General features: G+C 70.1%; 23 protein-coding genes and 1 pseudogene. 11 read left to right on the top strand and 13 right to left on the bottom strand.

Annotation, left to right across the window (positions count from 1 at the left end; genetic code table 11):
* Positions 1 to 2: 2 nt before the first annotated feature.
* From ACZ63D_RS24505 to ACZ63D_RS24520, 4 genes and pseudogenes are all read right to left on the bottom strand, one after another.
* Positions 3 to 1,282, bottom strand: a pseudogene (locus tag ACZ63D_RS24505) (wax ester/triacylglycerol synthase family O-acyltransferase); the annotation flags it as partial.
* Between the two features lie 16 nt (positions 1,283 to 1,298).
* Positions 1,299 to 2,009: an AMIN-like domain-containing (lipo)protein gene (locus tag ACZ63D_RS24510; RefSeq protein WP_465356668.1), complete on the bottom strand. Its 711-nt coding sequence runs from the start codon at positions 2,007 to 2,009 to the stop codon at positions 1,299 to 1,301.
* A 14-nt stretch (positions 2,010 to 2,023) separates the two neighbouring features.
* The gene (locus ACZ63D_RS24515; protein ID WP_465356669.1) at positions 2,024 to 2,257 is read right to left on the bottom strand and encodes an SHOCT domain-containing protein; all 234 of its coding nucleotides are present in this window, start codon (positions 2,255 to 2,257) and stop codon (positions 2,024 to 2,026) included.
* Between the two features lie 17 nt (positions 2,258 to 2,274).
* Entirely contained in the window at positions 2,275 to 3,282 is a 1,008-nt protein-coding gene (locus ACZ63D_RS24520; protein WP_465356670.1) for an Acg family FMN-binding oxidoreductase, read from the bottom strand.
* A 229-nt stretch (positions 3,283 to 3,511) separates the two neighbouring features.
* Here ACZ63D_RS24520 and ACZ63D_RS24525 point away from each other — a divergent pair, with 229 nt between their 5' ends.
* Genes ACZ63D_RS24525 through ACZ63D_RS24540 form a run of 4 tightly spaced genes read left to right on the top strand, consistent with a single transcriptional unit; the run spans position 3,512 to position 8,121 of the window.
* Positions 3,512 to 4,915 carry an amino acid permease gene (locus tag ACZ63D_RS24525; protein ID WP_465356671.1) on the top strand — a complete coding sequence of 468 codons (1,404 nt, stop codon included), beginning with the start codon at positions 3,512 to 3,514 and terminating at the stop codon, positions 4,913 to 4,915.
* A 32-nt stretch (positions 4,916 to 4,947) separates the two neighbouring features.
* On the top strand, positions 4,948 to 6,171 hold the full coding sequence (locus tag ACZ63D_RS24530) for an arginine deiminase (RefSeq protein WP_465356672.1): 1,224 nt from the start codon (positions 4,948 to 4,950) through the stop codon (positions 6,169 to 6,171).
* A gap of 40 nt (positions 6,172 to 6,211) precedes the next feature.
* The gene (argF, locus tag ACZ63D_RS24535) at positions 6,212 to 7,207 is read left to right on the top strand and encodes an ornithine carbamoyltransferase (protein WP_465356673.1); all 996 of its coding nucleotides are present in this window, start codon (positions 6,212 to 6,214) and stop codon (positions 7,205 to 7,207) included.
* The gene (locus tag ACZ63D_RS24540; protein ID WP_465356674.1) at positions 7,204 to 8,121 is read left to right on the top strand and encodes a carbamate kinase; all 918 of its coding nucleotides are present in this window, start codon (positions 7,204 to 7,206) and stop codon (positions 8,119 to 8,121) included. Before argF ends, ACZ63D_RS24540 begins: the two co-directional genes overlap by 4 nt.
* Here the strand turns inward: ACZ63D_RS24540 and ACZ63D_RS24545 are convergent.
* Positions 8,114 to 8,851 carry a CPBP family intramembrane glutamic endopeptidase gene (locus ACZ63D_RS24545; protein WP_465356675.1) on the bottom strand — a complete coding sequence of 246 codons (738 nt, stop codon included), beginning with the start codon at positions 8,849 to 8,851 and terminating at the stop codon, positions 8,114 to 8,116. The genes ACZ63D_RS24540 and ACZ63D_RS24545 overlap by 8 nt on opposite strands.
* Before the next feature lie 37 nt (positions 8,852 to 8,888).
* Between ACZ63D_RS24545 and ACZ63D_RS24550 the strand changes: the two genes are divergently transcribed.
* Positions 8,889 to 9,983, top strand: coding sequence for an acyltransferase family protein (locus tag ACZ63D_RS24550; protein ID WP_465356676.1), 1,095 nt, complete (start codon positions 8,889 to 8,891; stop codon positions 9,981 to 9,983).
* A 49-nt stretch (positions 9,984 to 10,032) separates the two neighbouring features.
* On the opposite strand, the gene ACZ63D_RS24555 is transcribed toward ACZ63D_RS24550, so the two are convergent.
* Together ACZ63D_RS24555 and ACZ63D_RS24560 are read right to left on the bottom strand one after the other, a co-directional pair.
* Entirely contained in the window at positions 10,033 to 10,326 is a 294-nt protein-coding gene (locus tag ACZ63D_RS24555) for a hypothetical protein (protein WP_465356677.1), read from the bottom strand.
* Between the two features lie 251 nt (positions 10,327 to 10,577).
* Complete coding sequence (locus ACZ63D_RS24560) at positions 10,578 to 12,560, bottom strand: APC family permease (RefSeq protein WP_465356997.1); 1,983 nt, start codon at positions 12,558 to 12,560, stop codon at positions 10,578 to 10,580.
* Positions 12,561 to 12,986: 426 nt separating this feature from the next.
* On the opposite strand from ACZ63D_RS24560, the gene ACZ63D_RS24565 reads away from it, so the two are divergent.
* The 5 genes from ACZ63D_RS24565 (at position 12,987) to ACZ63D_RS24585 (ending at position 17,632) form a co-directional block, all read left to right on the top strand.
* Entirely contained in the window at positions 12,987 to 13,193 is a 207-nt protein-coding gene (locus ACZ63D_RS24565) for a hypothetical protein (protein WP_465356678.1), read from the top strand.
* A 39-nt stretch (positions 13,194 to 13,232) separates the two neighbouring features.
* Positions 13,233 to 13,679 carry a CBS domain-containing protein gene (locus ACZ63D_RS24570; RefSeq protein WP_465356679.1) on the top strand — a complete coding sequence of 149 codons (447 nt, stop codon included), beginning with the start codon at positions 13,233 to 13,235 and terminating at the stop codon, positions 13,677 to 13,679.
* 22 nt (positions 13,680 to 13,701) lie between these two features.
* Entirely contained in the window at positions 13,702 to 14,991 is a 1,290-nt protein-coding gene (locus ACZ63D_RS24575; RefSeq protein ID WP_465356680.1) for an ArsB/NhaD family transporter, read from the top strand.
* Between the two features lie 109 nt (positions 14,992 to 15,100).
* Positions 15,101 to 16,870, top strand: a complete 1,770-nt coding sequence (locus tag ACZ63D_RS24580) for a chloride channel protein (RefSeq protein WP_465356681.1) — start codon at positions 15,101 to 15,103, stop codon at positions 16,868 to 16,870.
* A gap of 108 nt (positions 16,871 to 16,978) precedes the next feature.
* Positions 16,979 to 17,632 carry a cutinase family protein gene (locus ACZ63D_RS24585; protein WP_465356682.1) on the top strand — a complete coding sequence of 218 codons (654 nt, stop codon included), beginning with the start codon at positions 16,979 to 16,981 and terminating at the stop codon, positions 17,630 to 17,632.
* 616 nt (positions 17,633 to 18,248) lie between these two features.
* Here ACZ63D_RS24585 and ACZ63D_RS24590 read toward each other — a convergent pair.
* The 6 genes from ACZ63D_RS24590 to ACZ63D_RS24615 form a co-directional block, all read right to left on the bottom strand.
* Positions 18,249 to 19,604 carry a sensor histidine kinase gene (locus ACZ63D_RS24590; RefSeq protein ID WP_465356683.1) on the bottom strand — a complete coding sequence of 452 codons (1,356 nt, stop codon included), beginning with the start codon at positions 19,602 to 19,604 and terminating at the stop codon, positions 18,249 to 18,251.
* An 11-nt stretch (positions 19,605 to 19,615) separates the two neighbouring features.
* The gene (locus ACZ63D_RS24595) at positions 19,616 to 20,296 is read right to left on the bottom strand and encodes a response regulator transcription factor (RefSeq protein WP_465356684.1); all 681 of its coding nucleotides are present in this window, start codon (positions 20,294 to 20,296) and stop codon (positions 19,616 to 19,618) included.
* Positions 20,297 to 20,465: 169 nt separating this feature from the next.
* A complete protein-coding gene (locus tag ACZ63D_RS24600; protein WP_465356685.1) occupies positions 20,466 to 20,861 on the bottom strand; it encodes a hypothetical protein in 396 nt (131 codons plus the stop codon).
* Between the two features lie 26 nt (positions 20,862 to 20,887).
* Positions 20,888 to 22,378 (bottom strand): asparagine synthase (glutamine-hydrolyzing), encoded by a 1,491-nt coding sequence (asnB, locus tag ACZ63D_RS24605; RefSeq protein ID WP_465356686.1) that lies wholly within the window; start codon positions 22,376 to 22,378, stop codon positions 20,888 to 20,890.
* A gap of 1 nt (position 22,379) precedes the next feature.
* Positions 22,380 to 22,997 (bottom strand): CGNR zinc finger domain-containing protein, encoded by a 618-nt coding sequence (locus ACZ63D_RS24610; RefSeq protein WP_465356687.1) that lies wholly within the window; start codon positions 22,995 to 22,997, stop codon positions 22,380 to 22,382.
* Positions 22,990 to 24,207 carry an MFS transporter gene (locus tag ACZ63D_RS24615; protein ID WP_465356688.1) on the bottom strand — a complete coding sequence of 406 codons (1,218 nt, stop codon included), beginning with the start codon at positions 24,205 to 24,207 and terminating at the stop codon, positions 22,990 to 22,992. Before ACZ63D_RS24615 ends, ACZ63D_RS24610 begins: the two co-directional genes overlap by 8 nt.
* Before the next feature lie 455 nt (positions 24,208 to 24,662).
* Here ACZ63D_RS24615 and speD point away from each other — a divergent pair, with 455 nt between their 5' ends.
* Positions 24,663 to 25,058 (top strand): adenosylmethionine decarboxylase, encoded by a 396-nt coding sequence (gene speD / locus ACZ63D_RS24620; protein WP_465356689.1) that lies wholly within the window; start codon positions 24,663 to 24,665, stop codon positions 25,056 to 25,058.
* Position 25,059: the final 1 nt, after the last annotated feature.

Below are 25,059 nucleotides of genomic sequence, written 5' to 3' on the forward strand. Positions count from 1 at the left end.
GCGTCGGCAGTCACCCCGACGAAGACCCGGTCGCGGTAGGTCAGCATCGCGACGCCCGTCCGCAGGCGGAGGGCGATCGGGACATACGGATAGAGCGCCAGCACTTCCCGGCCCGCCACGGTGAGCGGTTCGGCGGGCCGGGAACGTTGGTGGTCACAGTGACGATGTTGTGCTGGGGAAGCCGCAGCGCGGCCCGAAGCGCCCACGCGGCAGGGGCGAACGGTCCGCGCGCGGCCGCGGCGATGACGAATTTGCCCGCACTGGCCTCCTTGCCGTTTTTGCAGGCGCGGAGGCGGCGGTGCACCCGGACCAGCCGCTGCGCGGGATCGGGAAGATCCACCGGCAGCAGCGGCAGCAACAGGGAAACCTCGTTGCCGGTCCCGGCGCCGTCCAGCCGAACCGTGACCGGGACCAAGGTCCGCACGCTGTCGGGCGCGGGTTCTTCGCCGCGGCGCACGAGGATTTCCCGGAAACCGCCGGTGACTGCGGCGAGCAGGACGTCGTTGACGGTGACCTCGTATGCGGCGGCCACTGTGGCCACGTCCGCGAGCGGCACTGAGGCGACCGCGTACCCGCGCGGGCCGCTGATCGGACCGCCGAGCGACGACGGCGCGACCGGCATCAACGCCTCGGCCAGGGTGGCGAGACCGTGTGCGACGTCGGTGACGCGCTGCGCGAGAGCACGCGGATGCCACAGACTGCTGGCGATCGCACCGAGCTGGGTGAACGGCCCAGTCACGAGATCGCCGAGCGACGACTTCAGCAGCCGCAGGGTGCCCGGATCGGGTTGCGCGGCGGCGGGTGCGGGCGGCGCGGTCCCGGCGAACAGCAGGTACTGCATCCCGGCCGCGGAAATCCCGTCGGCGAGGCAATGGTGCACTTTGGACAGCAGGGCCCAGCGTCCTTCCGGCAGCCCTTCGAGAATCCAGAACTGCCACAGCGGACGGTCGCGTTCCAGCCGTTCCGCCATGAGGAGCGCGACGAGCTCGCTCAGGGCGGCTTCGTCGTGCGGCGCCGGAACGGAAAGCCGCCGGAGGTGTGCTGTCAGGTCGAAGGAATCGTCGTCGACCCAGACCGGTGCGCCGAGATCGAACGGAACCCGCCGGACTTTCTGCCGGTATCGGGGAACCCGCGCCAGCCCGGCGGTCACCGCGGCGGCGAATTCCTCCTGGCTCGGCGCCGGTCCGCTGGCGATCGCGACCGAAGCGATCGCCAGCGAGGCGTGCGGATCTTCGTCCTCGATCGCGAGGAACGCCGCGTCGAGTGGGCTCAGCCGCTCCACGGCGGCCTCCTTCGGGTCAGTGGGCGAGATCGAGGGCGATGCGCTCGACGTGGTTCACCGGGTCGGGCAGCGAGAGGACGCGGAACGGCAGCTTCGCCCGGGTGCCGACGGCGAAGGTGCACTGGCCCTCGAAGAACCCGGCGAACCGTACTGCCCGCAACGACGGCCAGCTCGCGAGCTGCGCGGACGGGAAGAGGTAGTCGCCGGTGGCGGCGAGGACGCGGCCCGGCTGGTGCCCGCTGGCGTCCGCGCCTTGTTCCGGGGCCCGGATGACGACCTGCAGCACCGCGCCGCCCGGCACGGGCAGCGGTCGGCCGGAGGGATCGGCGGTGACGAGCGGGACGTACCGCACGGAGTACCCGGCCTTGGTCGTTCCGTTGATGGTGAACACGACTCGGTCGAAGCAGTCGTGCTTGCCGACGCGGACGAGGTAGAGCGCGTCGGTGCTCGAACCGGCGGCTTCCTTGGCCCCGGTGCCCCAGGCAGCCGACGGACAGCTCGGCGAGACCGGGGGAGCGCCGGTGCGCGGCGGAGCGGTCGAGCTGGGCGGTGCCACGGTGGTGGCGGGCGGGCTCACCGGCGTCGTGGACGTCGGAAGCGCGCTGGTGGTCGTCGAGGGCACGGGAGAAGCACTCGGCGCGGGCGCGCCGCTGTCGCCGGGCTGGCTGCACGCGGACAGGACCAGAAACCCGGCCGCGGCGACGATCGCGCTGGCAGTTCGGCGCATCGCGGTCCTCCCGGTCAATGCCGGAGCGCTTCGCGGCGGCGGTCGTACTCGTCCTGGTCGATCTCGCCGCGGGCGAAGCGCTGCCGCAGGATGGCGGTGGCCGGGTCGCCCTCCGGAGTGATTCCGCCCGAGCGGCGCAGAAGAAGCGCGGTGACCACGCCGATCGCGGCGAGCAGCGCGACAGCCACGATGCTCAGCACGACTGGGCCAACCCATTCGGCGGCGGTTCCGTAGTGCCAGTACATCATCGTCTGTTCTCCTCGGCTCAGCGACGCTGCCGGATGTCGGCGGCTTCGAGCGGCTGCAGGACGTCGTCGATCTCGCGGCGCGGGGTCGCGGGCAGCGGGTCCGCGTTCGCCGGAGCCCACCCGACGCGCAGGACCATCTGCGGGAAAGCGCCCGAAGTGACTTTCTGCTCGACGGTGCGGCGCACGTCGGGCAGTTCGAGCGGCTCGGTCAGCGGGCAGCTGGCGAGCCCGAAGCGGGTCGCGGTCAGCAGCGCGGCGCTTGTCGCTTCCCCGGCGCGCAGCCGGGACATCCGGTCGTCGGAGGCGGTGCTCAGCACGAGCAGCACCGTTTCGTCGTCCTCCCCGGCCGCTCCAGCGGCTTCGGTCAGGTCCGGATCCGCGAACTGACGGCCGGGCAGCGCGCCGGGCGTCAGATCGGGCAGGGGAGTGTTGCGGGAGGGGACGCCGTCCGGGGAAACGTGCCGTCCGCTCCAAGCGGCGAGTTCGATCCGGTAGGCGGGATCGTGGCGGTGCCGCAGCGACGCTTCCTCGACCGCCGTGGCCAGGTAGTAGCGCTCGGCGTCTTCGGCGACGCGCAGCACGACGCCTTCGTCCGCGACGGTTTCGGCGATGGCTTCGAGATGTCCGCGCGGCACGCGCCAGGAACTGTGCCGGCGGCGGTCGGTGCGGCGGCGGGGAATCGCGGCCGCGAGCGCGACCTCGTCGAGAGTCGGCTCGTGGCGCTGAAGTTCGATGGACGCCAGGTGGTCCGGCTCCGCGGGGTTGGGCAGCCGGCGCACCTCGGCTCGCCAGCCGAGCGCGGCGAAGGCGATGCGCGCGTGGTGCAGCGCGGCGCCGCAGCTGATCATCAGGTCGCGCCCGTCCGGATCGGTCTGGGTGAGCTGCCGCGACGGATCGGCGTAGAGGTGCAGGGACCGGTGCCCGACCGCGAACCGCCACGGCTGGGAGTTGTGCACCGACGGCGCACGGACGGCCATCCCGACCGCTGTGGTGACGGTGTAGTCGTCGGGGAGTCCGCGTTCCATGGCGACCTGCCTTGTCGTCTCGTCCGGTGATGCGTCGACAGTGGCAGTCGCGACGGGAGCCGGGGCAGGGCCGGAATTCCCCGGGAGCAGGGACTTTCGCCGGTCGTCGCTCGCCGCGGCGGCGCGGTGACCTTCGCGGGCGCCCACGGGCCGAAAGACCTCTGCCGCCGCCGGTCGTCGGCGATGTTGCATGACAACCCGATGGGGGTGTCGCGGCGACAGGAGTGAAATGTCCAGAGCACAGGAAACAGACCCGGCCGAGTCCCGGAGCCGGGCGCTCGGCCTGACCTCGGCGACCGGATTGGTGGCGGGCAGCGTGATCGGCACCGGGGTGTTCACCATGCCCGCCGTGCTGGCCGGCGCGGGAACCAGTTCGCTGCTGGTCCTCGGCGTGGTCGCGGCAGGCGCGGCGATCCTGGCTGTCCTTTTCGGACAGCTGACGAAGCGCACCCCGAATTCCGACGGGGGCCTGTACGCCTACGCCCGCCGCGAGTTCGGCGACTTCGCGGGCTATCTCGTCGGCTGGTGCTACTGGGTTTCCGCGTGGGCGGGCAACGCCGCGATCGTCGCGTCGTGGGTGCTCTACGTCGAAGCCCTCTTCGGCATCGACCATCCCACGACGTGGGTGGACCTCGGCATCGCGCTGGCCGGGTTGTGGATCCCGGCCGCGATCAATCTCGCCGGGGTGCGCCAGATGGCGTGGTTCCAGAACACCACTGTGGTGCTGAAATTCCTGCCGTTGCTGTTCGTCGGCGTGGTGGGCTGGTTCTTCGTGTCGAAGGGCAATTTCGGCGCGTTCAACGCTTCCGGCGGAAGCCTCTACACCGCGATCGGCATCGCCGCGGGCGTCGCGCTGTTCGCCTTCATCGGGGTCGAAGTCGCGGCGGTGACGGCGAAACGGGTGCGCGAGCCGGGACGGAACGTCGGCCGGGCCTCGCTGCTGGGCACCGCCGCGAGCGCGGTGGTCTACCTCGCGGTGTCCGCGGCGGTGATGGGTCTCGTGCCGCACGACGTGCTGGTTTCGAGCGGGACCCCGTTCGTGCCCGCGTTCGAAGCGGTCCTGCCGGGCGGCGGCTGGGCCGGGAAACTCGTCGCCGCGCTCGCCGTGATCTCGGGGATCGGCGCACTGAACGGCTGGACCCTGGTGACGACCGAGGTGTCGCGCGCCGCGGCGTCGGACGGGCTGTTCCCGAGGGCGTTCGCCTGGGCCGACCGCAAGGACACTGCGTGGTTCGGAATCATCCTGGCCGCGCTGCTGCCGTCGCTGCTGATGGTGTGGCGCTACACCTCGGGCACCGGGCTGACGGTGTTTTCGTTCTTGGTGAACCTGGCCGTCGTCACGGTCGCCATCCCGTACTTCTTCTCCGCCTGCGCGCAGCTGGCCTACCTGGTGTCCCGGCGGCGGCGGGTGCACGGCTGGCTGCTGGTCCGAGACCTCGGCATCACCGCCGCCGCGGTGCTTTTCTCGCTGTGGGTGACCTTCGCCGCCGGATACGCCGCGGTGTACGAGGCGATGCTTGTGCTGCTGGTGGGTCTCGTCTTGCACGCAGTGCTCAAGGGCCGGGCCGCGGCGCACGGCAAGCGCGAGACGCTCGCCGAGGAAACCGGCGAGCAATGGCCGCGCGCGGCTTGATTCCGACCGATAGCACGAAAGGCACCGCATCCATGAGCTTCGCAGTCGCGTCCGAAACCGGCCGCCTCCGGCAGGTGATCCTGCACCGCCCGGGCGCCGAACTCTCCCGGCTGACCCCGCGCAACATCCACGAACTGCTCTTCGACGACGTCATGTGGGCGAAGAAGGCCAAGGAGGAACACGACGTCTTCGCCGAGGCGCTGCGCGAGCAAGGCGTGCGCGTGCACTACTTCGACCGGCTGCTCGCCGAAACCCTGGACGATCCCGAAGGCCGGGCGTTCGTGCTCGACCGGGTCTGCACGCCGCGGTCGGTCGGCCCGGCGCTGGAGCTGCCGCTGCGGAAAGTGTTCGACGACCTCGACAGCGTGAGCCTCGCCGGATCGTTGATCGGCGGAGTCCTGAAAGCCGACCTGCATCCGCTGCGCACCAGCAGTCTCAAATGGCACACCCTGCGGGCCGACGACTTCGTGCTGCCGCCGTTGCCGAATCACCTGTTCCCGCGCGACAACTCCTGCTGGATCTACGGCGGCGTCTCGATCAACCCGATGGCGAAACCCGCGCGGCAGCGGGAAACCCTGCACGCCCGGGCGATCTACCGCTATCACCCGCTGTTCGCCGGAGCCGGCTTCCGCACGTATTTCGGCGGCGACGACGCCGAGTACTTCCCGGCGACCGTCGAAGGCGGCGACGTGCACGTCCTCGGCGACGGTGCGGTGCTCGTCGGCATGGGGGAGCGGACCACGCCGATGGCTGTCGAACTTCTGTCCCGGGCGTTGTTCGAGAGCGGCCAGGCGCACACCGTGCTCGCAGTCGAACTGCCCCGGTCGCACGCGATGATGCACCTGGACACGCTGATGACCATGGTCGACGCCGCCACGTTCGTGCTCTGCCCGTACTTCGACCCGAAACTGCGTTCGTGGACGGTGACTTCCGGCCCCGAGCCGGGCGCGCTCGAGATCCGGCAGAACGACAGCCTGTGGGACAGCATCGGCCGGGCGCTCGGCGTCGAGCGGGTCACCGTGCTCTCCACCGACGAGGACGCCCGCGCCGCGGAACGGGAACAGTGGGACGACGGCAACAACTACCTCGCCGTCGCGCCGGGCGTCGTCGTCGGCTACGACCGCAACGTCGCCACCAACACCATGCTGCGCAAGCACGGCATCGAGGTGATCACCGTGCCGGGCGGCGAACTCGGCCGCGGCCGGGGCGGGCCGCGCTGCATGAGCTGCCCGATCGAACGCGACCCGGTCCGCTGACCGTCCTTACCCGAACCGCCCGACCGAACAGGAGCACCCGATGAATCTGCAGGGCCGCAACCTGCTGAAGGAAACCGACCTCAGCGCCGCCGAATTCCTTTCCCTGGTGGAGTTCGCCGCCCAGTTGCGCCAGGAGAAGCGAGCGGGCACGCGCAGGCGGCGGCTCGCCGGGCGCAACATCGCGCTGGTCTTCGAGAGAAGCTCGACGCGCACCCGGTCCGGATTCGAGGTCGCCGCCCACGACGAGGGCGCGCACATCACCTACCTCGGCCCCGAGGAATCCCACCTCGGCCACAAGGAATCGGTCAAGGACACCGCCCGCGTGCTCGGCCGGATGTTCGACGGCATCGAATTCCGCGGCTCGTCCCAGGAAGCGGTCGAAGCGCTCGGCGCCTACGCCGGGGTCCCGGTGTGGAACGGGCTGACCGACACCTGGCATCCGACGCAGATGCTGGCCGACGTGCTCACCATGCGCGACCACGCGCCGGGCTCCCTCGGCGACGTGGCGTACTGCTACCTCGGCGACGGACGAAACAACGTCGCCAACTCGCTGCTCGTCACCGGCGCGCTGCTGGGCCTCGACGTCCGCGTCTGCGCTCCGGAACCGTTGTGGCCGAAGGAAGAGATCCAGCGGATCGCCGCTGGCCTGGCGCGCGAATCAGGCGCGAAGATCCTCGTCTCCGACGACGTCGCGAAGGCCGTGCACGGCGTCGATTTCCTTTACACCGACGTCTGGCTGTCGATGGGCGAACCGGAGGAAGCCTGGGGTCCGCGGATCGAACAGCTGCTGCCGTATCAGGTCAACGCCAAGGTTGTCGCCGCGACCGGGAACCAGGCGGTGAAATTCCTGCACTGCCTGCCCGCGCTGCACGGCAGGGACACCGCGGTCGGGCAGCGGCTCGGCGAACGGTACGGGCTCGACGCTCTCGAAGTCACCGACGAGGTCTTCGAATCGGCGGCCTCGGTCGTGTTCGACCAGGCGGAGAACCGGATGCACACGATCAAAGCGGTCATGGCCGCTACGGTGGGAGCATGAGGATCGTCGTCGCCCTCGGCGGGAACGCCCTGCTCGAACGCGGGGAACCGGCCGAGTCCGACATCCAGGAAGAACACGTTCTCGCCGCCGCCGAAGCGCTCGCCCCGGTGGCGCGGGAACACGAACTCGTGCTGACCCATGGCAACGGCCCGCAGGTCGGGCTGCTCGCGGTCGAGAGCGAAAGCAATCCGGCGCTGCGCAGGCCGTATCCGTTCGACGTCCTCGGCGCGCAGACCCAGGGAATGATCGGCTACTGGCTCGCGCAGGCCCTGCAGAACGCTTCCGGACGGCCGGTGGCCGGGCTGGTGAGCCGCACCCTGGTGCGCGCCGACGACCCGGCATTCGCGGACCCGGCCAAGTTCGTCGGCCCGGTGTACGACCGCGCGACCGCGGAGCGGCTCGCCGCCGAGCGAGGCTGGGAAGTCCGCAAGGACGGGGCCGCGTGGCGGCGGGTGGTGCCGTCCCCGGAACCTGTCGAGCTGATCGAACTGCCCTTCGTGAAGACCCTGTTGGAGATCGGTGCGATCGTGGTGTGCGCGGGCGGCGGCGGGATTCCGGTGGCCGCCGCCGGGCCGGGCTTGCGGGGTGTCGAAGCGGTCGTGGACAAGGACCTGACCGCGGCGCTGGTCGCGCGCGAGATCGGGGCCGACGCGCTGGTGCTGCTGACCGACGTCGAGGCGGTGCAGGACGATTACGGCACGCCGCGGGCCCGGCCGATCCGGGATGTCGGCAGCCGTGAGCTGCGGTCCCGGCGATTTCCGGCCGGTTCGATGGGGCCCAAGGTCGACGCCGCCTGCCGGTTCGTCGAGAACGGCGGGAAGTTCGCCGCGATCGGCAGGCTGACCGCGGCGCGCGAGCTGGTGGCGGGAACGGCCGGGACGATCGTCCGCGCGGGAGAGCGGCGATTCAGCTGACGAGCGCCACCGCGAGCACCAGCCCGCCGGAGTTGGTGGCCAGGTGCACCAGCATCGGGGCGAGCAGCCCGCGGCCGGTGTAGCGCCACCAGCAGAGGAACACCCCGGCCCCTGCCGCGGCGACCATCGCCAGCACGGAGATCATCGCGAGCGGAAGACCGCCGAAGGTCTGGTGCACCGCCGCGTTCTGGGTGAGGGCGAGCGAGGGCAGCAGATGCCAGAGCCCGAACAGCGCGGACGCGCCGAGCACGGGCCACCAGCGCCAGCGCTCGCCCGCTCCCAGCAGGGCCGGGAGCACGCCGCGGAACGCGATTTCCTCGATCAGCACGGTGCCGAGCGGGATCCGCACCAGCGCGAGCCACATCAGCTGCCCGAATCCCGGCGAACCGATCCGGCCGTCGTGGAACACCACGCGCAGAGCCGGGATCGCGGCGGCGAGACCGAACGCGAACGCCACGACCGCGAAGCCGCCGAGGCCGAACCACAGCATCCGGCGTGCGTGCTGCCGGCTGAATCCGATTTCGGCCCATCCGACGCCGGCGAACCGGGCGAGAAGCAGGAGCAGGGCAGCGGCGACCGCGCCGCAGACGGGATAGGCCCAGCCGGGCAGCACCCGGTTGGCCAGCACGGTAGCCGTCGCCAGCAGCAGGACCGCGGGAAGCACGGCAAGGGCACGACGCCGGAAAGCGGTGACTTCCGGCAGTTTCGGGACAACAGCGGTAACAGACATCGTGCTTCCAGTGTGCCTGTCGAAAGGGACAATGGCGATGACGACCAAGGAACGCGAACCGTACCTGGACTTTCTGCGGGCGGTCAGCCTGGTCGTCGTCGTGCTGTGGCACTGGGCCTTCACGATCCTGCACTGGACGCCGACCGGGCCGCAGCCCACGAACCCGCTCGCGTACTTCCGGGGCCTGTGGGTGCTCACCTGGTTCCTGCAGGTGCTGCCAGTGTTCTTCTACGTCGGCGGGTCGGTGCACCTGGCGTCCTGGCGGCGCGCCCAGGCCAGCGGGCAGTCCCGGCGGTCCTATGTCTGGCACCACGTCAAGGAACTGGTGGCACCGGCCGGGGTGCTGATCGCGCTCTGGGCCGCGCTCGGGATAGTGCTGGCCGAGGCCTTCGGCGTGCGGTGGATCGGCGGCGCGGTGATGCTGGTCCTCAGCCCGCTGTGGTTCCTCGCGGTCTATGTCGTCCTGCTTGTGCTGCTGCCGGTCATGGCGTGGCTGCACGAACGGTTCGACGTCCTCGTGCTGGTCTGGCTCGGCGGGGCCGCCCTGCTGATCGACGTCCTGCGGCTGCGCTTCGGCTGGGAAGCGGTGAGCTGGGCCAATGTGGCCGCGGTGTGGGGCCTGGCCTACCAGGCGGGTTTCTTCCACCACCGCATCGTCGCCGCGTCGCGGCACGTGGCCGGGGCGCTGTTGTGGGCGGGCTCGTTCGCTCTCGCCGGGCTCGTGCTGTCGGGCTTGTATCCCGGTTCGATGGTCGGAGTGCCGGGGGAGCGGATGTCGAACATGTCTCCGCCGACGTTCGTCATCGTCGCGCTGCTGGCCTTCCAGGTCGGGCTGTGCGAGGTGCTGCGTCCGGCCGTTGAGCGCGTACTGGCCAAACCGCGCTGGCAGCGGGCGACCGCGGTGCTCACCAGATACGCGCTGCCGTTGTTCCTTTTCCACACCACCGGAATGGCTCTGGCCCGTGCGGTCGTGTATTTCGGTTTCGACCGGCAACTGGCCGACGACCGCGCACCGGATTGGATCTGGTGGGCCGAACGCCCGCTGGCGATTGCGGGCCCGCTGCTGTTCACGGTGCCGCTGATCGTCTTTTTCGGGCGGCGGCATGAATTGCGCCGGGCGGTACGGGAATAGCCCGGGCCCGTGGGCGGGACCGGGCTTGCCGACGTGGTTTCTGTCCCGTTCAGGTGGACGGTTGAGTGTCACGCTGCATGTAGTAGACGATTCCGGCGAGCACGACCACGCCCGCCACCGCGGCGGAAATCCACACGATCGCCATCCCGATGCCCGACAGCGAACTCGCGGTGGCGCAGGTGGCCCGGTAGTTCGAACTGAACGCTTTTTCGATGGTGTGGAAGGCGGTGCCGCACGCCTGTACCTGGCTGGCGTTCTTCGCGTGCATCACCAGCCCGACGACGATTCCCACGACGGCGGCGACCAGGAGGACCGGCGCGAATTTGAGGTATCGCTGAATCATGGGCAGTTACCCCTGCTTCTGTGCGGTGCTTTCATCCGGTGTCCAGATGGATTACCCCCACACAGTCGACGCGAAGAGGAATCGCGTTACGGCGGCCCCGGAATACCTGGAATTGACGAAACCGGGGGATTATCCGGCTGCCAATTGCCGGTTGCGCCCGACGGAACCGGCCGATGGCGGGTCAGGCGGCAACATTAAGCTCGCTGCCGCGCCGGTGTAATGAAGGCTTTACCTGTGCCGGGCTGAGTCATTCAGCTGCGCCGCGCGGTCACGCCCCGGCGGAGGTCGCCGGGAAGGGGACGGACGCGCTGGAGGTCGCGGCGTTTGCTCGACCGCAGCTGCCAGGGGACGCTGGTGACCATGACGCCGGGTTCGAACAGCAGCCGTCCCTTGAGCCGCAGCGAGCTCTGGTTGTGCAGGATGTTTTCCCACCAGTGGCCGACGACGTACTCGGGAATGTAGACGCACACCACGTCGCGGGGGCTGGAGCGGGCGAAATTCTTGACGTAGGCGACGACCGGGCGGGTGATTTCGCGGTAGGGCGATTCCACGACCTTCAGCGGGAGTTTGATGCCGCGGCGTTCCCATTGCCGTTGCAGCTCGCGGGTTTCGGTGTCGTCGACGTTGACCGTGATCGCGGTGAGCGTGTCGGGCCGGGTGGCGCGGGCGAAGGCGATCGCGCGCTGGCTCGGTTTGTGCAAAGTGGACACGAGCACGATGGCGTGGACGCGGCTGGGCAGGAGTTCGCTTTCCTCGTCGGGCAGCAGCTCGTCGCGGACGTGGGTGTAGTGCCGGTGGATCGCCCGCATCATCAGGTACAGCGCGGGAATGGCGATGACGACGAGATACGCGCCGTGGGTGAACTTGGTGATCAGCACGACCACGAGGACGATCGCGGTGAGAGTCGCGCCGAGGGCGTTGCTGGCCCGGGAACGCAGGATCGCGTGCCGGGGCCCCGAACCCGCGGCCAGTTCGCGGTTCCAATGCCGCACCATGCCCGCCTGGCACAGGGTGAACGAAGTGAACACGCCGAGGATGTAGAGCTGGATGAGCCGGGTGGTCGAGCCGTCGAAGGCGTAGATCAGGACGGCGGCGATGAGGGCGAGGGCGATGATGCCGTTGGAGAACGCCAGCCGGTCGCCGCGCGTGTGCAGCTGGCGGGGGAGGTAGCGGTCCTTGGCGAGAATCGAGGCCAGCAGCGGGAAACCGTTGAACGCGGTGTTCGCGGCGAGGATCAGGATCAGCGCCGTCGTGGCCTGGAGGAAATAGAACAAGACAGCGTGGTCGCCGCCGAAGACGGCGGCGCCGATCTGGCTGATCACCGTGCGCTGCGGGTCGGTCGCGCACTGGCCGGCGAACCCGGCGAGATCGCAGGCGTTCTCCGCGATGTGCACCTTCGCGATCAGGGCGAGCGCGGTGATGCCGCCGAACATGACGACCGCGATCACGCCCATCGCGGTCATCGTGCGGGCCGCGTTGACGGCCTTCGGCTTGCGGAACGCGGGCACGCCGTTGGAGATGGCCTCGACGCCGGTGAGCGCGGTGCAGCCGGAGGAGAACGACCGCAGCAGCAGGAAAATCAGGGCGAATCCGGTCAGGCCGACCTGTTCGGGCCGGATCGTGTAGCCGGCGCTCTCGGCGACCGGCGCGTGCCCGGCGATCGTGCGGGAGAAACCGACGACGATCATCAGCAGCACCGCGGCCACGAACAGATAGGTCGGCGCGGCGAAGGCTCGCCCGGATTCGCGGAGACCGCGCAGGTTCATCGCGGTCAGGACGAGGATGAAGCCGATGTCGAGAGCGATCCGGTGCTCGTTGAGGTCGGGCACGGCGGAGATGATGTTGTCGACTCCGGAGGCGACCGACACCGCCACCGTCATGATGTAGTCGACCATCAGCGCGCCGGCGACGACGAGCCCGGCGTGGCTTCCGAGGTTGCGGGAGGCGACCTCGTAGGAACCGCCGCCGCTGGGATAGGCCTTCACCACCTGCCGGTAGGAAATGACGACGACGCTGAGCAGCACCGCGACCGCCAGCCCCACCCACGGGGCCAGCGCCAGGTAGGTCAGCCCGCCGATCGAGAGGATCAGCAGGATCTCCTGCGTGGCGTAGGCGACTGAGGACAGCGGGTCGCTGGCGAAGATGGGCAGCGCGAGCCACTTGGGCAGCAGCGTCTCGCCGAGGGTGTCGCTCCGGAACGGCCGCCCGAGCACCAGCCGTTTGAGCCATGACATAGGTGCTGGCACGTACCGCAGCGTCCCCCGGCGGCCTGCCGCGCAGCGTATGGATCTCGTCAGGATCCAGGCCCGCGCGTAGAGATTCCGTTAACGCGCGTCAGAAATCCGTCAAGGACCGACCTGTGGAGCCGGTCGGCGCCTAGCCTCCCGCGCCACGGCGGACGATTAGTCCGGTGGAGGGCGCGGCCGTTTTGCCCGATGAGGACTTCCGGGTTTCGGTCTACGAGGACTGCCTGCGCGGCCAGCACGCCCGCGTTTCCTTCGCCGCCCCGGTTTGCCCGGGGCGATTCTTTGCGGCATCTTTACGCGTGGAGTGCCGGGAAGTCTGGTCGGCCTGCCCGTGCCCAGCCGGGCGACGGGCGGTCGAACCGACCCTGGAGAGTCTGATGGCTGGCGTTCGCGACGGGTTCCACACTGGCCACTGTGGACAGGGCGGCGGCGGAGCATTTCGAGCTGCTGGGGAATCTGCTTTCGGAGATCACGAAGTTCGCCGCGCAGATCACATCGGACCGGCTGTCGCAGATGAGCATCGGGGCGTGGGTGCTCGCAGTGCTGGCGTTGTCGCTGCCGCGGGTCGAGCTGCCGGACAACCTGCCCACCGGCCGCAAAGAGGAAGGAAAGAACGCATGAAATCCGGCACCGCCGCCCGGCCCGCCGTAGCCTGGGGGCATGCGCGCAGCGGACCTGGCCGAGGAGTTCCCGGTCGTCGACCTCGATTCGGACGCGCTGGCGGCCGCGCGCCTGCTGGCCGAGCACCGGTTGCCCGGCCTGGTGGTGACGGAGGCGTCCGGGTGCCCGCACTCGGTGCTGCCCGCCTCGGACGTCGTGCAGTTCTTGGTTCCGCCCTATGTGCGCGACGATCCGTCGCTGGCCGGGGTGCTCAGCGAGTCGATGGCGGACCGGGTCGCGGACAAACTGGGCGGGCGGACGGTGCGCGAACTGCTGCCCGACGAACCGCGCGAACTGCCGAAGGTGGACGCCGACGACACGATCGTGGAGGTCGCCGCGATCATGGCCCGGCTGCGCTGCCCGCTCGTCGCGGTGCTGCGGGACCGGACGCTGCTCGGGGTGGTGTCCGCGTCGCGGCTGCTGGAGCAAGCGCTGACGCCTCGCTGATCCAGACCCGGGCGGCCCGCCGGTGAGCACGGTCATCGCGGTCGTCGTGTTCGTGGTGGCCTACGTGTTCATCGCGACCGAGAAGGTCCCGAAGATGACCGCCGCGCTGGCCGGGGCGGGCGTGGTGCTCGCGACCGGGGTGAGCGGCTCGGCCGACGCGTTCTTCTCCGAGGACACCGGCGTCGACTGGAACGTGCTGTTCCTGCTGCTCGGCATGATGATCATCGTCGGGATCCTGCGCCGCACCGGGGTGTTCGAGTTCGTCGCGATCTGGGCGGCCAAGCGCGCCAAAGGGTCGCCGCTGCGGATCATGCTGCTGCTGGTGCTGATCACCGCGGTCGCCTCGGCGTTCCTGGACAACGTGACCACGGTGCTCCTCATCGCGCCGGTGACGTTGCTGGTGTGCGACCGGCTCGACATCAGCCCGGTCCCGTTCCTGATCGCCGAAGTCTTCGCGTCCAACATCGGCGGCACCGCGACCCTGATCGGCGACCCGCCGAACATCATCATCGGCAGCCGCGCGGGCTTGGCGTTCAACGACTTCCTGCTCAACCTCGCGCCGATCGTCGCGCTCGAACTCGTCGTGCTCGCCCTGGTGCTGCCGTGGCTGTTCCGCGGCTCGTTCGCCGTCGACCCGCAGCGCGTCGAAGACGTCATGGGACTCAACGAACGCGAGGCGATCCGGGACCCGAAGCTGCTGATCAAGGCCGGCGCGGTGCTGCTGGTGGTGTTCGCCGGGTTCGTGCTGCATTCGGTGGTGCACCTGGACCCGTCGGTGGTCGCGCTGCTCGGCGCTGGTCTGCTCGTGCTGCTCTCGGGCACGCCGCCCAAGCAGTATCTGGCCGGGGTCGAATGGGAAACGCTGCTGTTCTTCGCCGGGCTGTTCATCATGATCGGGGCGCTGGTCAAGACCGGCGTGATCGACTGGCTCGCGAAGCTCGCCGCCGACGCCACCGGCGGGAACGCGCTGCTGGCGGTGTTCCTGATCCTCGGGGTGTCCGCGCTGCTGTCCGGCGTCATCGACAACATCCCTTACGTGGCCACGATGAGCCCGCTCGTGCTCGCGCTCACCCACGACATCCCGGACCCCTCGCATTCCGAGGCGCTGTGGTGGTCACTGGCGCTCGGCGCGGACTTCGGCGGCAACATGACGGCGGTCGGGGCCAGCGCGAACGTCGTGGTGCTGGGTCTCGCCGCCCGTGCGGGCGCGCCGATCTCGTTCTGGGAATTCACGAAGAAGGGTGCGGTCGTCACGCTCATCACCGTGCTCGTCGCCGCGCCGTACCTGTGGCTGCGCTACTTCGTGTTCTGACCGGCAGCTTCCCGGCAAAGCGGACAGAAACCCTTGGTGTGCCGAGGAGATCGCCGGATGTGAGCGATCCCGCAACCATGTCCGCGCCCAACTGTTGCATACTGCATCAATGTCGTCGGGAGAGAGTGCGGGGAAGCGCGGGCTGGTCGTGCCGGTGCGTCAGCCGGTGGGCCGGTGGGTGCGGGAGAGCCGGACCGGGATGGTCGGGCTGGCGGTGCTGATCGGGGCGGGCGCGGGACTGGGCGCGGTGGTGTTCCGCTGGCTGATCACCACGTTCACGCACGTGTTCTCCGGGCACGCGGACTATTCGGACGCGGGGCGGGCGGCGCATTCGTGGTTTCCGGCGCTGGGGCCGTGGTTTCTGCTGCTGGCTCCGGTGCTGGCGGGGTTGCTGTACGGGCCGCTGGTGTACCGGTTCGCTCCGGAGGCGCGCGGGCACGGGGTGCCGGAAGTGATGTATGCCGTCGCGGAGCGCGGCGGGCGGATTCCGGTGCAGGTCAGCGTGGTGAAGGCGCTGGCGTCGGCGTTGACGATCGGCTCCGGCGGTTCGGTGGGCCGCGAGGGTCCGATCGTGCAGATCGGATCAGCTTTGGGCTCGGCGCTGGGCCGGGCGGCGCGGTTGCCGGAATCGCGGTTGCGGGTGCTGGTGGCGTGCGGCGCGGCGGGCGGGATCGCGGCGACGTTCAACGCGCCGCTGGCCGGTCCGTTCTTCGCGATGGAGCTGATCCTGCGGGATTTCGCGGCGGAGTCGTTCGGCGCGGTGGTGCTGGCGAGCGTGACGGCGAGCGTCGTCGGGCGTGCGGTGCTGGGGAACGCGCCGTTTTTGGACCTGCCGCCGTTCACGCTGCGGAATCCGGTGGAGTATCTGCTGTTCGTGGCGCTGGGGCTGGTGGTCGGCGCGTGCGGCGTGCTGTTCACCCGGGTGCTGTACTGGATCGAGGATCTGTGCGACCGGCTGTGGCGCGGTCCGGAGTGGCTGCGCCCGGCCGTCGGCGGGGTCTTCCTCGGCGGGCTGTTGCTGGCGCTGCCGCAGATGTACGGCGTCGGGTATCCCGTGCTGCAGAACGCGGTCGAGGGCAAGTACGTGCTCGGGTTTCTGCTGGTGCTGATGCTGGGGAAGATCGTGGCGACCAGCCTGACGATCGGGATCGGCGGGTCGGGCGGGGTGTTCGCGCCGTCGTTGTTCATCGGGGCGATGGCGGGCACGGCGTTCGGGATCGTGGTGCACGCGTGGTTTCCGTCGGTGACCGCGTCGCCGGGCGTGTACGGGCTGATCGGGATGGGCGCGGCGTTCGCGGGTGCGGCGCGGGCTCCGATCACCGCGGTGATCGTGCTGTTCGAACTGACCGGGCAGTACACGGTGATCCTGCCGATGCTGACCGCCATCGTGATCGCCACCGCGACCAGCCGGGTGCTGTCGCGGGACACGATCTACACGCTCAAACTCCGCCGCCGCGGCATCGACCTGGACAAGCACCCCTCCGCGCGACGGCTGGCCGACACGAAGGTCTCCGCGGTCACCGAACCCTTGCCGGAGCCGCTGCGCGAGAACCTTCCGCTGGAGCTGGCCGCGCACGCGCTCGCACTGTCCGGGCACGGAATCCTGCCGGTCGTGGACGACGCTGGCCGGTACCAGGGCTGCGTCACCGCCCGCGCGGTCGCCGAGGCGGTGGGCGAGGATCACGAGGGCACGGTGGGCGACCTGGCCGAGCTTCCTCCGCTGGTCACCGCCGACTCGACCCTGGCCGATGCGCTCGACGCGCTCACCCAGGCGCCCGGCACCGGCCTCCCCGTGCTGACCGGAACCGACGAGCTGACCGGCTGGCTCACCCACCAGTCGGTGCTGAGCGCGCTGGAACCCGCCGCGACCGGCCGGTAAACCGGACCGGTCAGCAATGACCGGCCTCCGGCCTGGTCTTTCCCCGGGTGCGCCGTCATCGTCGGAGCGCTTGACTAGGGGATTCGATCAGCCACCGGAAAGGTTCGCATGAGGAAGAAAAGCATCGCGACGCTGTTGACCGGCCTGCTCGCGACAACCGGGCTTTCGCTCGCCGCCGGCCCGGCCGCGCGAGCCGACACGGCACCGTGCGACGGCACGTACTCGATCGCGGTCGGCGGATGGCGGAGCCATTGGGACACCGACCGCTTCTACAACGTCACGCAGCACGTCGGGTACCCGACGGACATCCCCAACGGCGCCAGCACGCAGGCGGGCGTCAACGAGCTGAACCGCTTGGTCCGCGAGCAGCGCGCCGCGTGCCCGGACCAGCACGTGAAAATGATGGGGTACTCCATGGGCGCCGCGGTGGTGCACGTGTGGGTGACCAACAACTGGATGACGTTCGACAACGTCAACGCCATCCTCGTCGCCGACCCCAAACGCCAGGGACCCCCGGGAGCCGACGGCGGAACCAACGTGTTCGGCCCGGCCGTCGGTGCGCCGCTCGCCGGGGTCGACCGGTTCTTCGGCAACGTGCCGGTGAAGTCGATCTGCACCTTCGACTACGTCTGCGACACCTCCGCCAACCCGCTGGGCTACCCGGCCGACCACATCAACCACTACGACGTCGATTTCGACGGCAACCACCACAACGACAGCGCGAATGAGCAGTGGTACAACGGGGCTTGGATGCCCTGGTAAGCAGAATTCGCCGCGCCGGACGGTGTCGCTGATGCAGTTCGGCGGCGAACTGCTGGAGTGAATTCGCGGGCGGGTGCGGTTCCTGCCTTGGTGGGGCGGGTTCCGCGTTCGCAGCGGAGAAGGTGTCGCCAGGGCGATTCGGGACGCGCTCGCGCTTCGCCGTCGCGGGTGGCGGCTTGGCGGATGCGACGGCGAGCGCGGGCCGGTCCGCGTTCGCCGTCGCGGAGGGGTTTCACCAAAGCGCTCCACCTGCCGACCAACGTTCGCCGTCGCGGTCGGCGGGCGGAGCGAGTTGCTGTCCCACCGTGGGGCAGGTTCCGCCTTCGCGGCGCGGAGGGTTTCACCAAAGCGTCCCAAGACGTGACCACGCTTCGCCGTCGCAGTCGGCGGGCGGCGCGGCATGGCGAATGCGACGGTGAGCGCGGCCCCTATCCCGCCGAGGCGGGTTCCGCGTTCGCGACGCGGAGGGACGGCACCCAAGCACTCCGGGACGCGCCCACACCCGGCAGCCGGGGTCGACGGCTGGCAGACAGAGCGAGCTGTCATCCGGAGCCGGGCACCAGGTCGGCGAGCCCGCCCCTTCCCCAAGCGGACCCCGTCCGCAGCACCAACCACCTCACCCATGCGCCTCCGGAAGCTCGACCACGAACCGCGCCCCGCCGCCCGGTCGTTCCTCCGCCCATACCTGGCCGCCATGGCGGTGCACGTGGTCGGCGACGATCGCCAGTCCCAGGCCGGTTCCCGAATCGGGGTCCCGCCGTCCGGCGTGCAGGCCGCGGGAGAACCGCTCGAAAATGCGTTCCCGGAGTTCGGCGGGCACTCCCGCTCCGGCGTCGTCCACTTCCAGCCGGACCACGCCCTCGCGCGAGCGCGCGGCCACGCGGATCGCGCCGCCGCCGTAGCGGGCCGCGTTGTCGAGCAGGTTCGCCAGTACCCGGTCGAGGCGGCGCCGGTCGGCGGTGACCAGCAGGGGTTCCGGGGAGAGGTCCAGCGCCGGGCGCGGGGCGGGGCTGTTCGCGACCCCGCTGCGGACGAGCGGGCCGAGGTCGACCAGTTCGCGTTCCTCGCCGGGGTCGGCTTGGTCGACGGCGGAGATTTCCAGCAGGTCGAGCACCATGCCGCGGAACCGGTGCAGTTCGGCCAGCAGGAGCTGGAGCGCTTTCTGTGCGGGCGCGGGCATGGCGTCGCGGCGGCGGTCGAGGACTTCCGCGACGGTCGTCATGGTGGTGAGCGGCGAACGGAGTTCGTGGCTGACATCCGCGGCGAACCGGGCGTCGCGGCGGACTCGCTGTTCCAAGGCGTCGGCGGTGGAGTTGAACGTCGCTGCTAGGGGAGCGAGGTCCGGTCCGGCCTGTTCGGGCAGCCGGGCGCTCAGGTCGCCGCGGGCGATCCGGGCGGCGGTCTCGGTGAACGCGGCGAGCGGGCGGAGCGCGCGCTGGGCCGCCCACGCACCGAGGGCGACGCCGAACAGCCCGCACGCCACGGTGCCCGCGACGAGGATCATGCGCAGTTCGCGGAAGGTCCGTTCGAGCCCGAGCAGCGGATGGAGTTCGACGTAGTAGCCGTGCGCGAGCGGCTGGACGACCGCGAGGACCGGGATCCCGTCGGCGGTGAAGCGCTCGTGCGCGGGTGCGTGGGGGTGGGCCCGGGAGAGCAGCCCGCGCGGGAGGGCTTCCGGCGGGATCGGGCGGCCGGCCGTGCGCCAGCCGCTGGGCAGGGACACGAGGATCGTCGAATGGGTCCCGGCGGTGAGGCCGGAGAGCAGCTCGGCGAGCCCGCCGTTCCCTTGGCGGACTTCGTTGTCGACCAGCCGCGCGTTGACCCGCGAATGGCGGTCGGCGCTCTGCTGGCGCTGGTTGAGCAGATAACCGGTGGCGAGGTGCCAGGTCGCCGCGGACAGGGCGCTGACCACCACCAGCAGGCCGAGCCCGAACGCCGCGGAAACCCGGCAGCGCAAGGAAAGCCGGGACATCGAGGCGGGCCTCACGGACGGGGCTCGGCACGGTAGCCGATGCCCCGGACGGTCAGCACGAGACGCGGGCAGTCGGGATCCGGCTCGACTTTGCGCCGCAATCGCCGGATGTGCACGTCGAGCAGCCGCGTGCCGCCGAAGCAGTCGCGCCCCCAGATCCGGTGCAGCAACTGCTCGCGCGTGACGACCTCGCCGTCCGCGGCGGCCAGTTCGGCCAGCAGCCGGAATTCGGTGCGGGTGAGGCGAATCGGGACGCCGTCGCGGGAAACCGTCTCGTCGTGTGTGCTCACCAGCAGGTCGCCGACCTCGAGACAGCACCGCCGGACCGGCGCGGCACGGCGCAGCAGCGCTCGGATGCGCGCCGCCAGTTCAGCCGCGACCAGCGGCTTGGTCACGTAGTCGTCGGCTCCGGCTTCCAGGCCCGCGATGACGTCCTGGCTGTCGGCCCTGGCGGTGATCACGATGACCGGAAGATCGCCGCGCACGCGCAGTTCCTTGCACACCGCGAGCCCGTCCATGCCGGGCAGCATCAGGTCGAGCAGGACGACGTCCACGCTCACCGATTCCAGCATTGCCAGCGCGTCCTCGCCGGAGGCCGCCTGCGTCACCATGCAGCCCTGGTCAGCGAGAGCGAGGGAAAGCGCTTCGCTGATCAGGGCGTCGTCCTCGACCAGCAAGACTCGCACCGTCATCGGGGTCGCCCCTCCGCCGCGGAACATGCCTTAGAAATTGTTCCCTATCGCGGCAAGGGCGGGGCGGCTGCGAAATCCGGAGCGGGGTCCCGGCGGTCAGCGGGATTTCCGAGGGATAAGAGCGGGTTCGCGTCTGACGCTTTCCGGACGATCCGGCCGGTGCCCGCGGTCAGGCGCCGCCGCCCTTTCTCTCGCTCTGGTCTGGTCCGCGGCTTCCCGGAACGGGCTCGGCGAGTCCGGCGACCGCGATATTGGCGTTGTCGAGGCAGTCCTCCAGCCGGGAGCACGTGTCGACCGCCCGGACGAGCCAGAGCCCGGCGGTCCGCACGGCTTCGGCGGTGTCGCCGCTGAACGGGCCGTCGACCGCGGTGAACGCGGCGGACTGTTCCGGGGAAAGGAGCTTGAGCCCGAGGTCGGCGAGCATGTGGTTCATCGCCGACATCGCGGCCGAGAGGTTCGCGAGCGAGGCTCCGATGTCGGAGGGCTGCGACCAGGTGCGGCCGATCGCGCGGCGGAGGTCGTCCCGGGCGGCGGCGGTGGCGTCGGTCAGATTCGGTCGGTGCACGGCGGCGGCTCCCGTGGGTGGGCGGGTCAGACGGTCGAGGAGCGGTCGAGGGTGCCGGGACTGATCCCGGCGAGTTCGCGGCTCCAGATCAGGTGGTAGGCAAGCTCCTCTCGGGTGCGCAGACCGGGGACGACGGCATCCGCCGCGCGACGGAACTCGTCCTCGCTGACGCGGCGGCTCATGGCTTCGCGCAGGACTCCGGACATGCCGGAGCCGTCGCCGAACTGCTCCTTCGCCCGCCATAGCAGCCGGTCGGGGAGCCAGCCGGCGAACGCGGAGCGCAGGAGGTGCTTCTCCATCCGGCCGTGACTGGGGCGGCGGAGGGCGATCGGGACGGACATCGCGGTCGCGATGGCGTCGGAGTCAAGGAACGGCACCCGGGCTTCGAGTCCGAAGGCCATGGTCGTGCGGTCGCACCGCTGCAGATTCAGCGTGTGCAGCGTGGTGACAGTGCGGCGCAGTTCGGTGTCGAGGGCGTCGTCGTCGGCGAAGTCGCGCAGATACCGGTATCCGGCGAAAAGTTCGTCCGCGCCTTCGCCGGTCAGCACCGCTTTGGTGTGCTGAGCGGCGAGTTCGGCGAGAAAATGGTTGGCGACCGAACTGTGCAGCAGCGCGGGGTCGTAATGCTCGACGGCGCGGACGACGTCCGGGACCCGGGACAGCGCGTCCTCGGCGGTGTAAGTGCGTTCGTAGTGCTCGGTGTCCAGGTAGTCGGCGACGCTCCGCGCTGCGGCGAGGTCAGGCGAGTCCGCGGTGCCGACGGAGAACGTGCGGAGCCGGGTCCCGCGCTCTCGGCACCACCTGGCCGCGATGGCCGCGACGACGCTGGAATCCAGTCCGCCGGAGAGCAGCACGCCAGGCGGCTCGTCGCCCATCATCTGCTGGCGGACACTGGAGATCAGGCTCTCGCGGACCGCTCTTTCGTGCTCCGCGCCGGAAACCTCGCGGCCAGGTCGAGGAAGGGCGTGCGCGAATCGCTGGAGACCTTCGTGCGGCGTCCAGTAACAGCCTGGGGGAAAGGGCCGCACCGCCTGGCGGTGTTCGCGGTCGAACGCCTTCATCTCCGAGGCGAATAGCACCGCGCCGCGAACGTGCGCCCAGTACAGCGGTTTCACCCCGACCGGGTCGCGGGCGGCGAGGAACCGGAAGCCCGGACCGGCTGCGGCGAAAGCGAACATTCCCCGCAGCCGGGAAAGCGCGGGTCCGCCGCCGTCGGCGGCCAGATGCAGGGCCGCTTCGTTGTCCGATTCCGTCGACCAGCGGAATTCCGGGTGCTGGGCGCGGAGTTCGGCGTGGTTGTAGATCTCGCCGTTGCCCACGAGACGGTTTCCGCGGTCGTCGGCCAGCGGCTGGCCGCCGCCGCGAACGTCCACAATGGAGAGACGGCGGTGGCCGAGCCACGCGCCGGGCAAGGCGGCGCTGCCCGCGTCGTCCGGGCCGCGGTGGGCGAGGCGGTCGAGCATGCGCCGGCCCAGTCCGGGAGCTGGTTCGCCGAAGACGGCCACGATGCCGCACACGTCAGTTCCGTTCCGCGGCGGCGGCGCGCCTGCTGGTTTTCTCCCACGTCCCGCAGGCGCTCATGCTGCACCAGCGGCGGAGCCCGTTCTTGCTGGTGTCGTAGAACAGCCAGCCGCAGCTGCCGTCGTGCCCGAGGCATTCCTTGATCCGGCCGAAATCGGCGGTGACGGCCGTTTCCGCGGCCGAGCGGGCGATCGGCCAGAGCACGCAGTCGAATTCCCCGCGCGGCGCCCAGCTCCAATCCAGCCCGGCCGGGGTCGAGACCAGATCGGCGTGCCGCATCGCTTCGGCGTAGGCCTGCTGCACGTGGGTCAGCGCGGCCGCTGGCGGCTCGTCGCCGCGGGCGATCGCGAAGAAGACCGCGTAGACTGACTCTCGCAGCAGCTTCGCGCGGTCCAGCGTCTCCTGTGCCGCGCCGGGGTCGCGACGGGCGCGCCGGTGCAGCAGCCGGGCGCGGTTCGTGCCGATCGTGCCCGCGTCGGCCGACCAGTCGACGAGGCTGGCGAAATCGGCGAGGTAGTCGTGCGGTTCCTTGTCGCTGCGGGCGCGGCGGGGCCCGACGGTGTTGGCGAAGTCGAGGCAGACCAGGCCGCCGACGTGGTCGAGCGGTTCAGGCATGGCAGTCCTCTCGTGCGGCGGGCGAAACGCGGCGGGGGAAGGCCGCCAGGGTGCCGAGCGCGAGCAGCGTGGTCACCGCGAAGGCCGCGGGGATACCGAACTGGTCGACCACGAGGCCGAGCACGGCGGGTCCGGTGATCGCGCCGAAGGTGATGCACACGACGACGACGCTGAAGCCGCGGGTGGGGTGGTCGGGAAAGACCGTGGAACTCCAGACCGACAACAGGGTTCCGCCGACCATGAAGCCGCTGCCGTAGAGCACGGCGGAAGCCAGCGCGAAGCCCCAGCCCGAGGGCCACCACCACAGCACCGCCGTCGCCGCGGACAGCACGAGCTGAGCGGCCAGGAACACCGCACGGAGGCCGTGCCGGGCGACGAAGCGGCCGGTGAGGACACCGACCACGCCCACGACCCCGATGACCGTCCACAAGACAGGTGCGACGCGCTGGTCGCCGTGATTCGCCGTCGCGACCGCGACGCCCGCGAACGACCAGTACACCGCACCCACCAGCCCGGACGACGCGGCGGCGGCGAACAGTGGCCAGGCCGTCCGCCGCCGGACCAGTTCGCGCCAGCGCGTGGCCGACCGAGGCCCCGCCGGGCGCACGGGCGCGGACGGCACCGCCCGGAGATTCCAGCCCAGCACGGCGAACGCGCACACCGCCGCGACTGCCCACACCAGCCGCCATCGGGAGTCGGCGGCCAGCAAAGCGGCGGGCCCGGCCAGGATCACCCCGAAAGTCGTGCCCGTGCTGATCATCGAAAGCGCCTGCGCGCGCCGGTTCGCGCGCACGGTGTCCTGCACGACGTCGGAGTACGGCGTCCACACCCAGCCCGGCGACATCCCGGAGACCGCCACCCCCGCGGCCAGGACCGCGGCGTTGGGAGCGAACGAGATCACCGCCATTCCCAGGCCCGCACAGCAGAGCCCGATCGCGATCGGAAGCCGCGGCGACTTCCGTCCGGCCCACCAGCCGACCAGCCCGAGCGCGAGCAGTTCCCCGGCGTACCCGATGCTGGTCACCGCGCCGAGCGCGCCGGCGGAACCGCCGAACTCGGCTTGGAAGCGGGGGAGGAACAGCCCGTACCCGTACCGGGCGAAGCCGTAGGCCACCGCGAGCGTCGCCAGCCCCGGCAGGCCGAGCCGCCACGGCCCGGCCAGGCCGCTGCCCTGCTCCGCGATCGAGGCAGCCGTCGTTCTCGTGTGCATGGTTTGGATCTACCCGGGCTCGTGCTCGACAACCACCGGCTATCGAGATTTCACCGGAACGGACTAGCGGCTCGAGGTGGAAGCGGAGAGGCGCTTATGCAGTCGAAGAGTGGACGTCGCTGACCTGGACTGCTGAGCGCGGACGAGCTCATTGCACCAGTCAAAGTCGATTAGCCGGTGCACTAGCGGCGGACACTCGACTGGCCGTTGCGCCGGACGGACCGGCGACCGCGCTACCCGGGATTCGCGCGGATAAACGATCGTCTTTCCGTATCCGGCCGCAACCCGTTCGGCGGGCGCCTTCATGCCGGTGCCGGTCCCGGCGGTATCTCTCCGTGTTCCGTTGCGACTGAAATAAATACGGTGCTACGTTCGCGATGATCGATTCTCGCGATCGGCTTCGGCAGTGAAAATCTTCGATAACTCGCGCTTCACCTCATTAAGGCGAGGTTTCCGTGACTGATATTCGCAGTGCGCCTGTCGCATTCACGCTCGAGAACAACGGCATCAGTTATGCCGGAAAGCACATCACCGTGGACATCTGGGAGGCCGACGGGCTCGACGAGGAGGAAGTCGTCGAGGCGGCCCTGCGCCGGGCGGCCCGGGACTGCGGTGCCACCCTGCTGGACTTCTTCCTGCACAAGTTCCGCCCGCAGGGCATCACCGCGGTCGCGGTGCTCGGCGAGTCGCACATTTCCATCCACGCGTGGCCCGAGATCCGGTATGCCGCGCTCGACGTGTTCACCTGCGGGTCGTGCGATCCCTACGACGCCATTCCCGCGTTGCAGGAAGCGTTCACTCCGGGGAGGGTCCAGATCGTTGAACAGAAACGTGGCATCTGCTGTCAGTAAT

The sequence above is a fragment of the Amycolatopsis sp. NPDC104775 genome (genome assembly GCF_055583325.1).

What these genes read in the sequence shown, in the direction of transcription:
- ACZ63D_RS24580 (WP_465356681.1), top strand. Translation starts at nt 15,101, where the DNA reads ATGTCGTCGGGAGAGAGTGCGGGGAAGCGCGGGCTGGTCGTGCCGGTG.
- ACZ63D_RS24585 (WP_465356682.1), top strand. Translation starts at nt 16,979, where the DNA reads ATGAGGAAGAAAAGCATCGCGACGCTGTTGACCGGCCTGCTCGCGACA.
- ACZ63D_RS24560 (WP_465356997.1), bottom strand. Translation starts at nt 12,560, where the DNA reads ATGTCATGGCTCAAACGGCTGGTGCTCGGGCGGCCGTTCCGGAGCGAC.
- argF (WP_465356673.1), top strand. Translation starts at nt 6,212, where the DNA reads ATGAATCTGCAGGGCCGCAACCTGCTGAAGGAAACCGACCTCAGCGCC.
- ACZ63D_RS24530 (WP_465356672.1), top strand. Translation starts at nt 4,948, where the DNA reads ATGAGCTTCGCAGTCGCGTCCGAAACCGGCCGCCTCCGGCAGGTGATC.
- ACZ63D_RS24540 (WP_465356674.1), top strand. Translation starts at nt 7,204, where the DNA reads ATGAGGATCGTCGTCGCCCTCGGCGGGAACGCCCTGCTCGAACGCGGG.
- ACZ63D_RS24520 (WP_465356670.1), bottom strand. Translation starts at nt 3,282, where the DNA reads ATGGAACGCGGACTCCCCGACGACTACACCGTCACCACAGCGGTCGGG.
- ACZ63D_RS24550 (WP_465356676.1), top strand. Translation starts at nt 8,889, where the DNA reads ATGACGACCAAGGAACGCGAACCGTACCTGGACTTTCTGCGGGCGGTC.
- ACZ63D_RS24615 (WP_465356688.1), bottom strand. Translation starts at nt 24,207, where the DNA reads ATGCACACGAGAACGACGGCTGCCTCGATCGCGGAGCAGGGCAGCGGC.
- ACZ63D_RS24590 (WP_465356683.1), bottom strand. Translation starts at nt 19,604, where the DNA reads ATGTCCCGGCTTTCCTTGCGCTGCCGGGTTTCCGCGGCGTTCGGGCTC.
- ACZ63D_RS24515 (WP_465356669.1), bottom strand. Translation starts at nt 2,257, where the DNA reads ATGATGTACTGGCACTACGGAACCGCCGCCGAATGGGTTGGCCCAGTC.
- ACZ63D_RS24510 (WP_465356668.1), bottom strand. Translation starts at nt 2,009, where the DNA reads ATGCGCCGAACTGCCAGCGCGATCGTCGCCGCGGCCGGGTTTCTGGTC.
- ACZ63D_RS24610 (WP_465356687.1), bottom strand. Translation starts at nt 22,997, where the DNA reads ATGCCTGAACCGCTCGACCACGTCGGCGGCCTGGTCTGCCTCGACTTC.
- ACZ63D_RS24570 (WP_465356679.1), top strand. Translation starts at nt 13,233, where the DNA reads ATGCGCGCAGCGGACCTGGCCGAGGAGTTCCCGGTCGTCGACCTCGAT.
- ACZ63D_RS24555 (WP_465356677.1), bottom strand. Translation starts at nt 10,326, where the DNA reads ATGATTCAGCGATACCTCAAATTCGCGCCGGTCCTCCTGGTCGCCGCC.
- ACZ63D_RS24545 (WP_465356675.1), bottom strand. Translation starts at nt 8,851, where the DNA reads ATGTCTGTTACCGCTGTTGTCCCGAAACTGCCGGAAGTCACCGCTTTC.
- ACZ63D_RS24595 (WP_465356684.1), bottom strand. Translation starts at nt 20,296, where the DNA reads ATGACGGTGCGAGTCTTGCTGGTCGAGGACGACGCCCTGATCAGCGAA.
- ACZ63D_RS24525 (WP_465356671.1), top strand. Translation starts at nt 3,512, where the DNA reads ATGTCCAGAGCACAGGAAACAGACCCGGCCGAGTCCCGGAGCCGGGCG.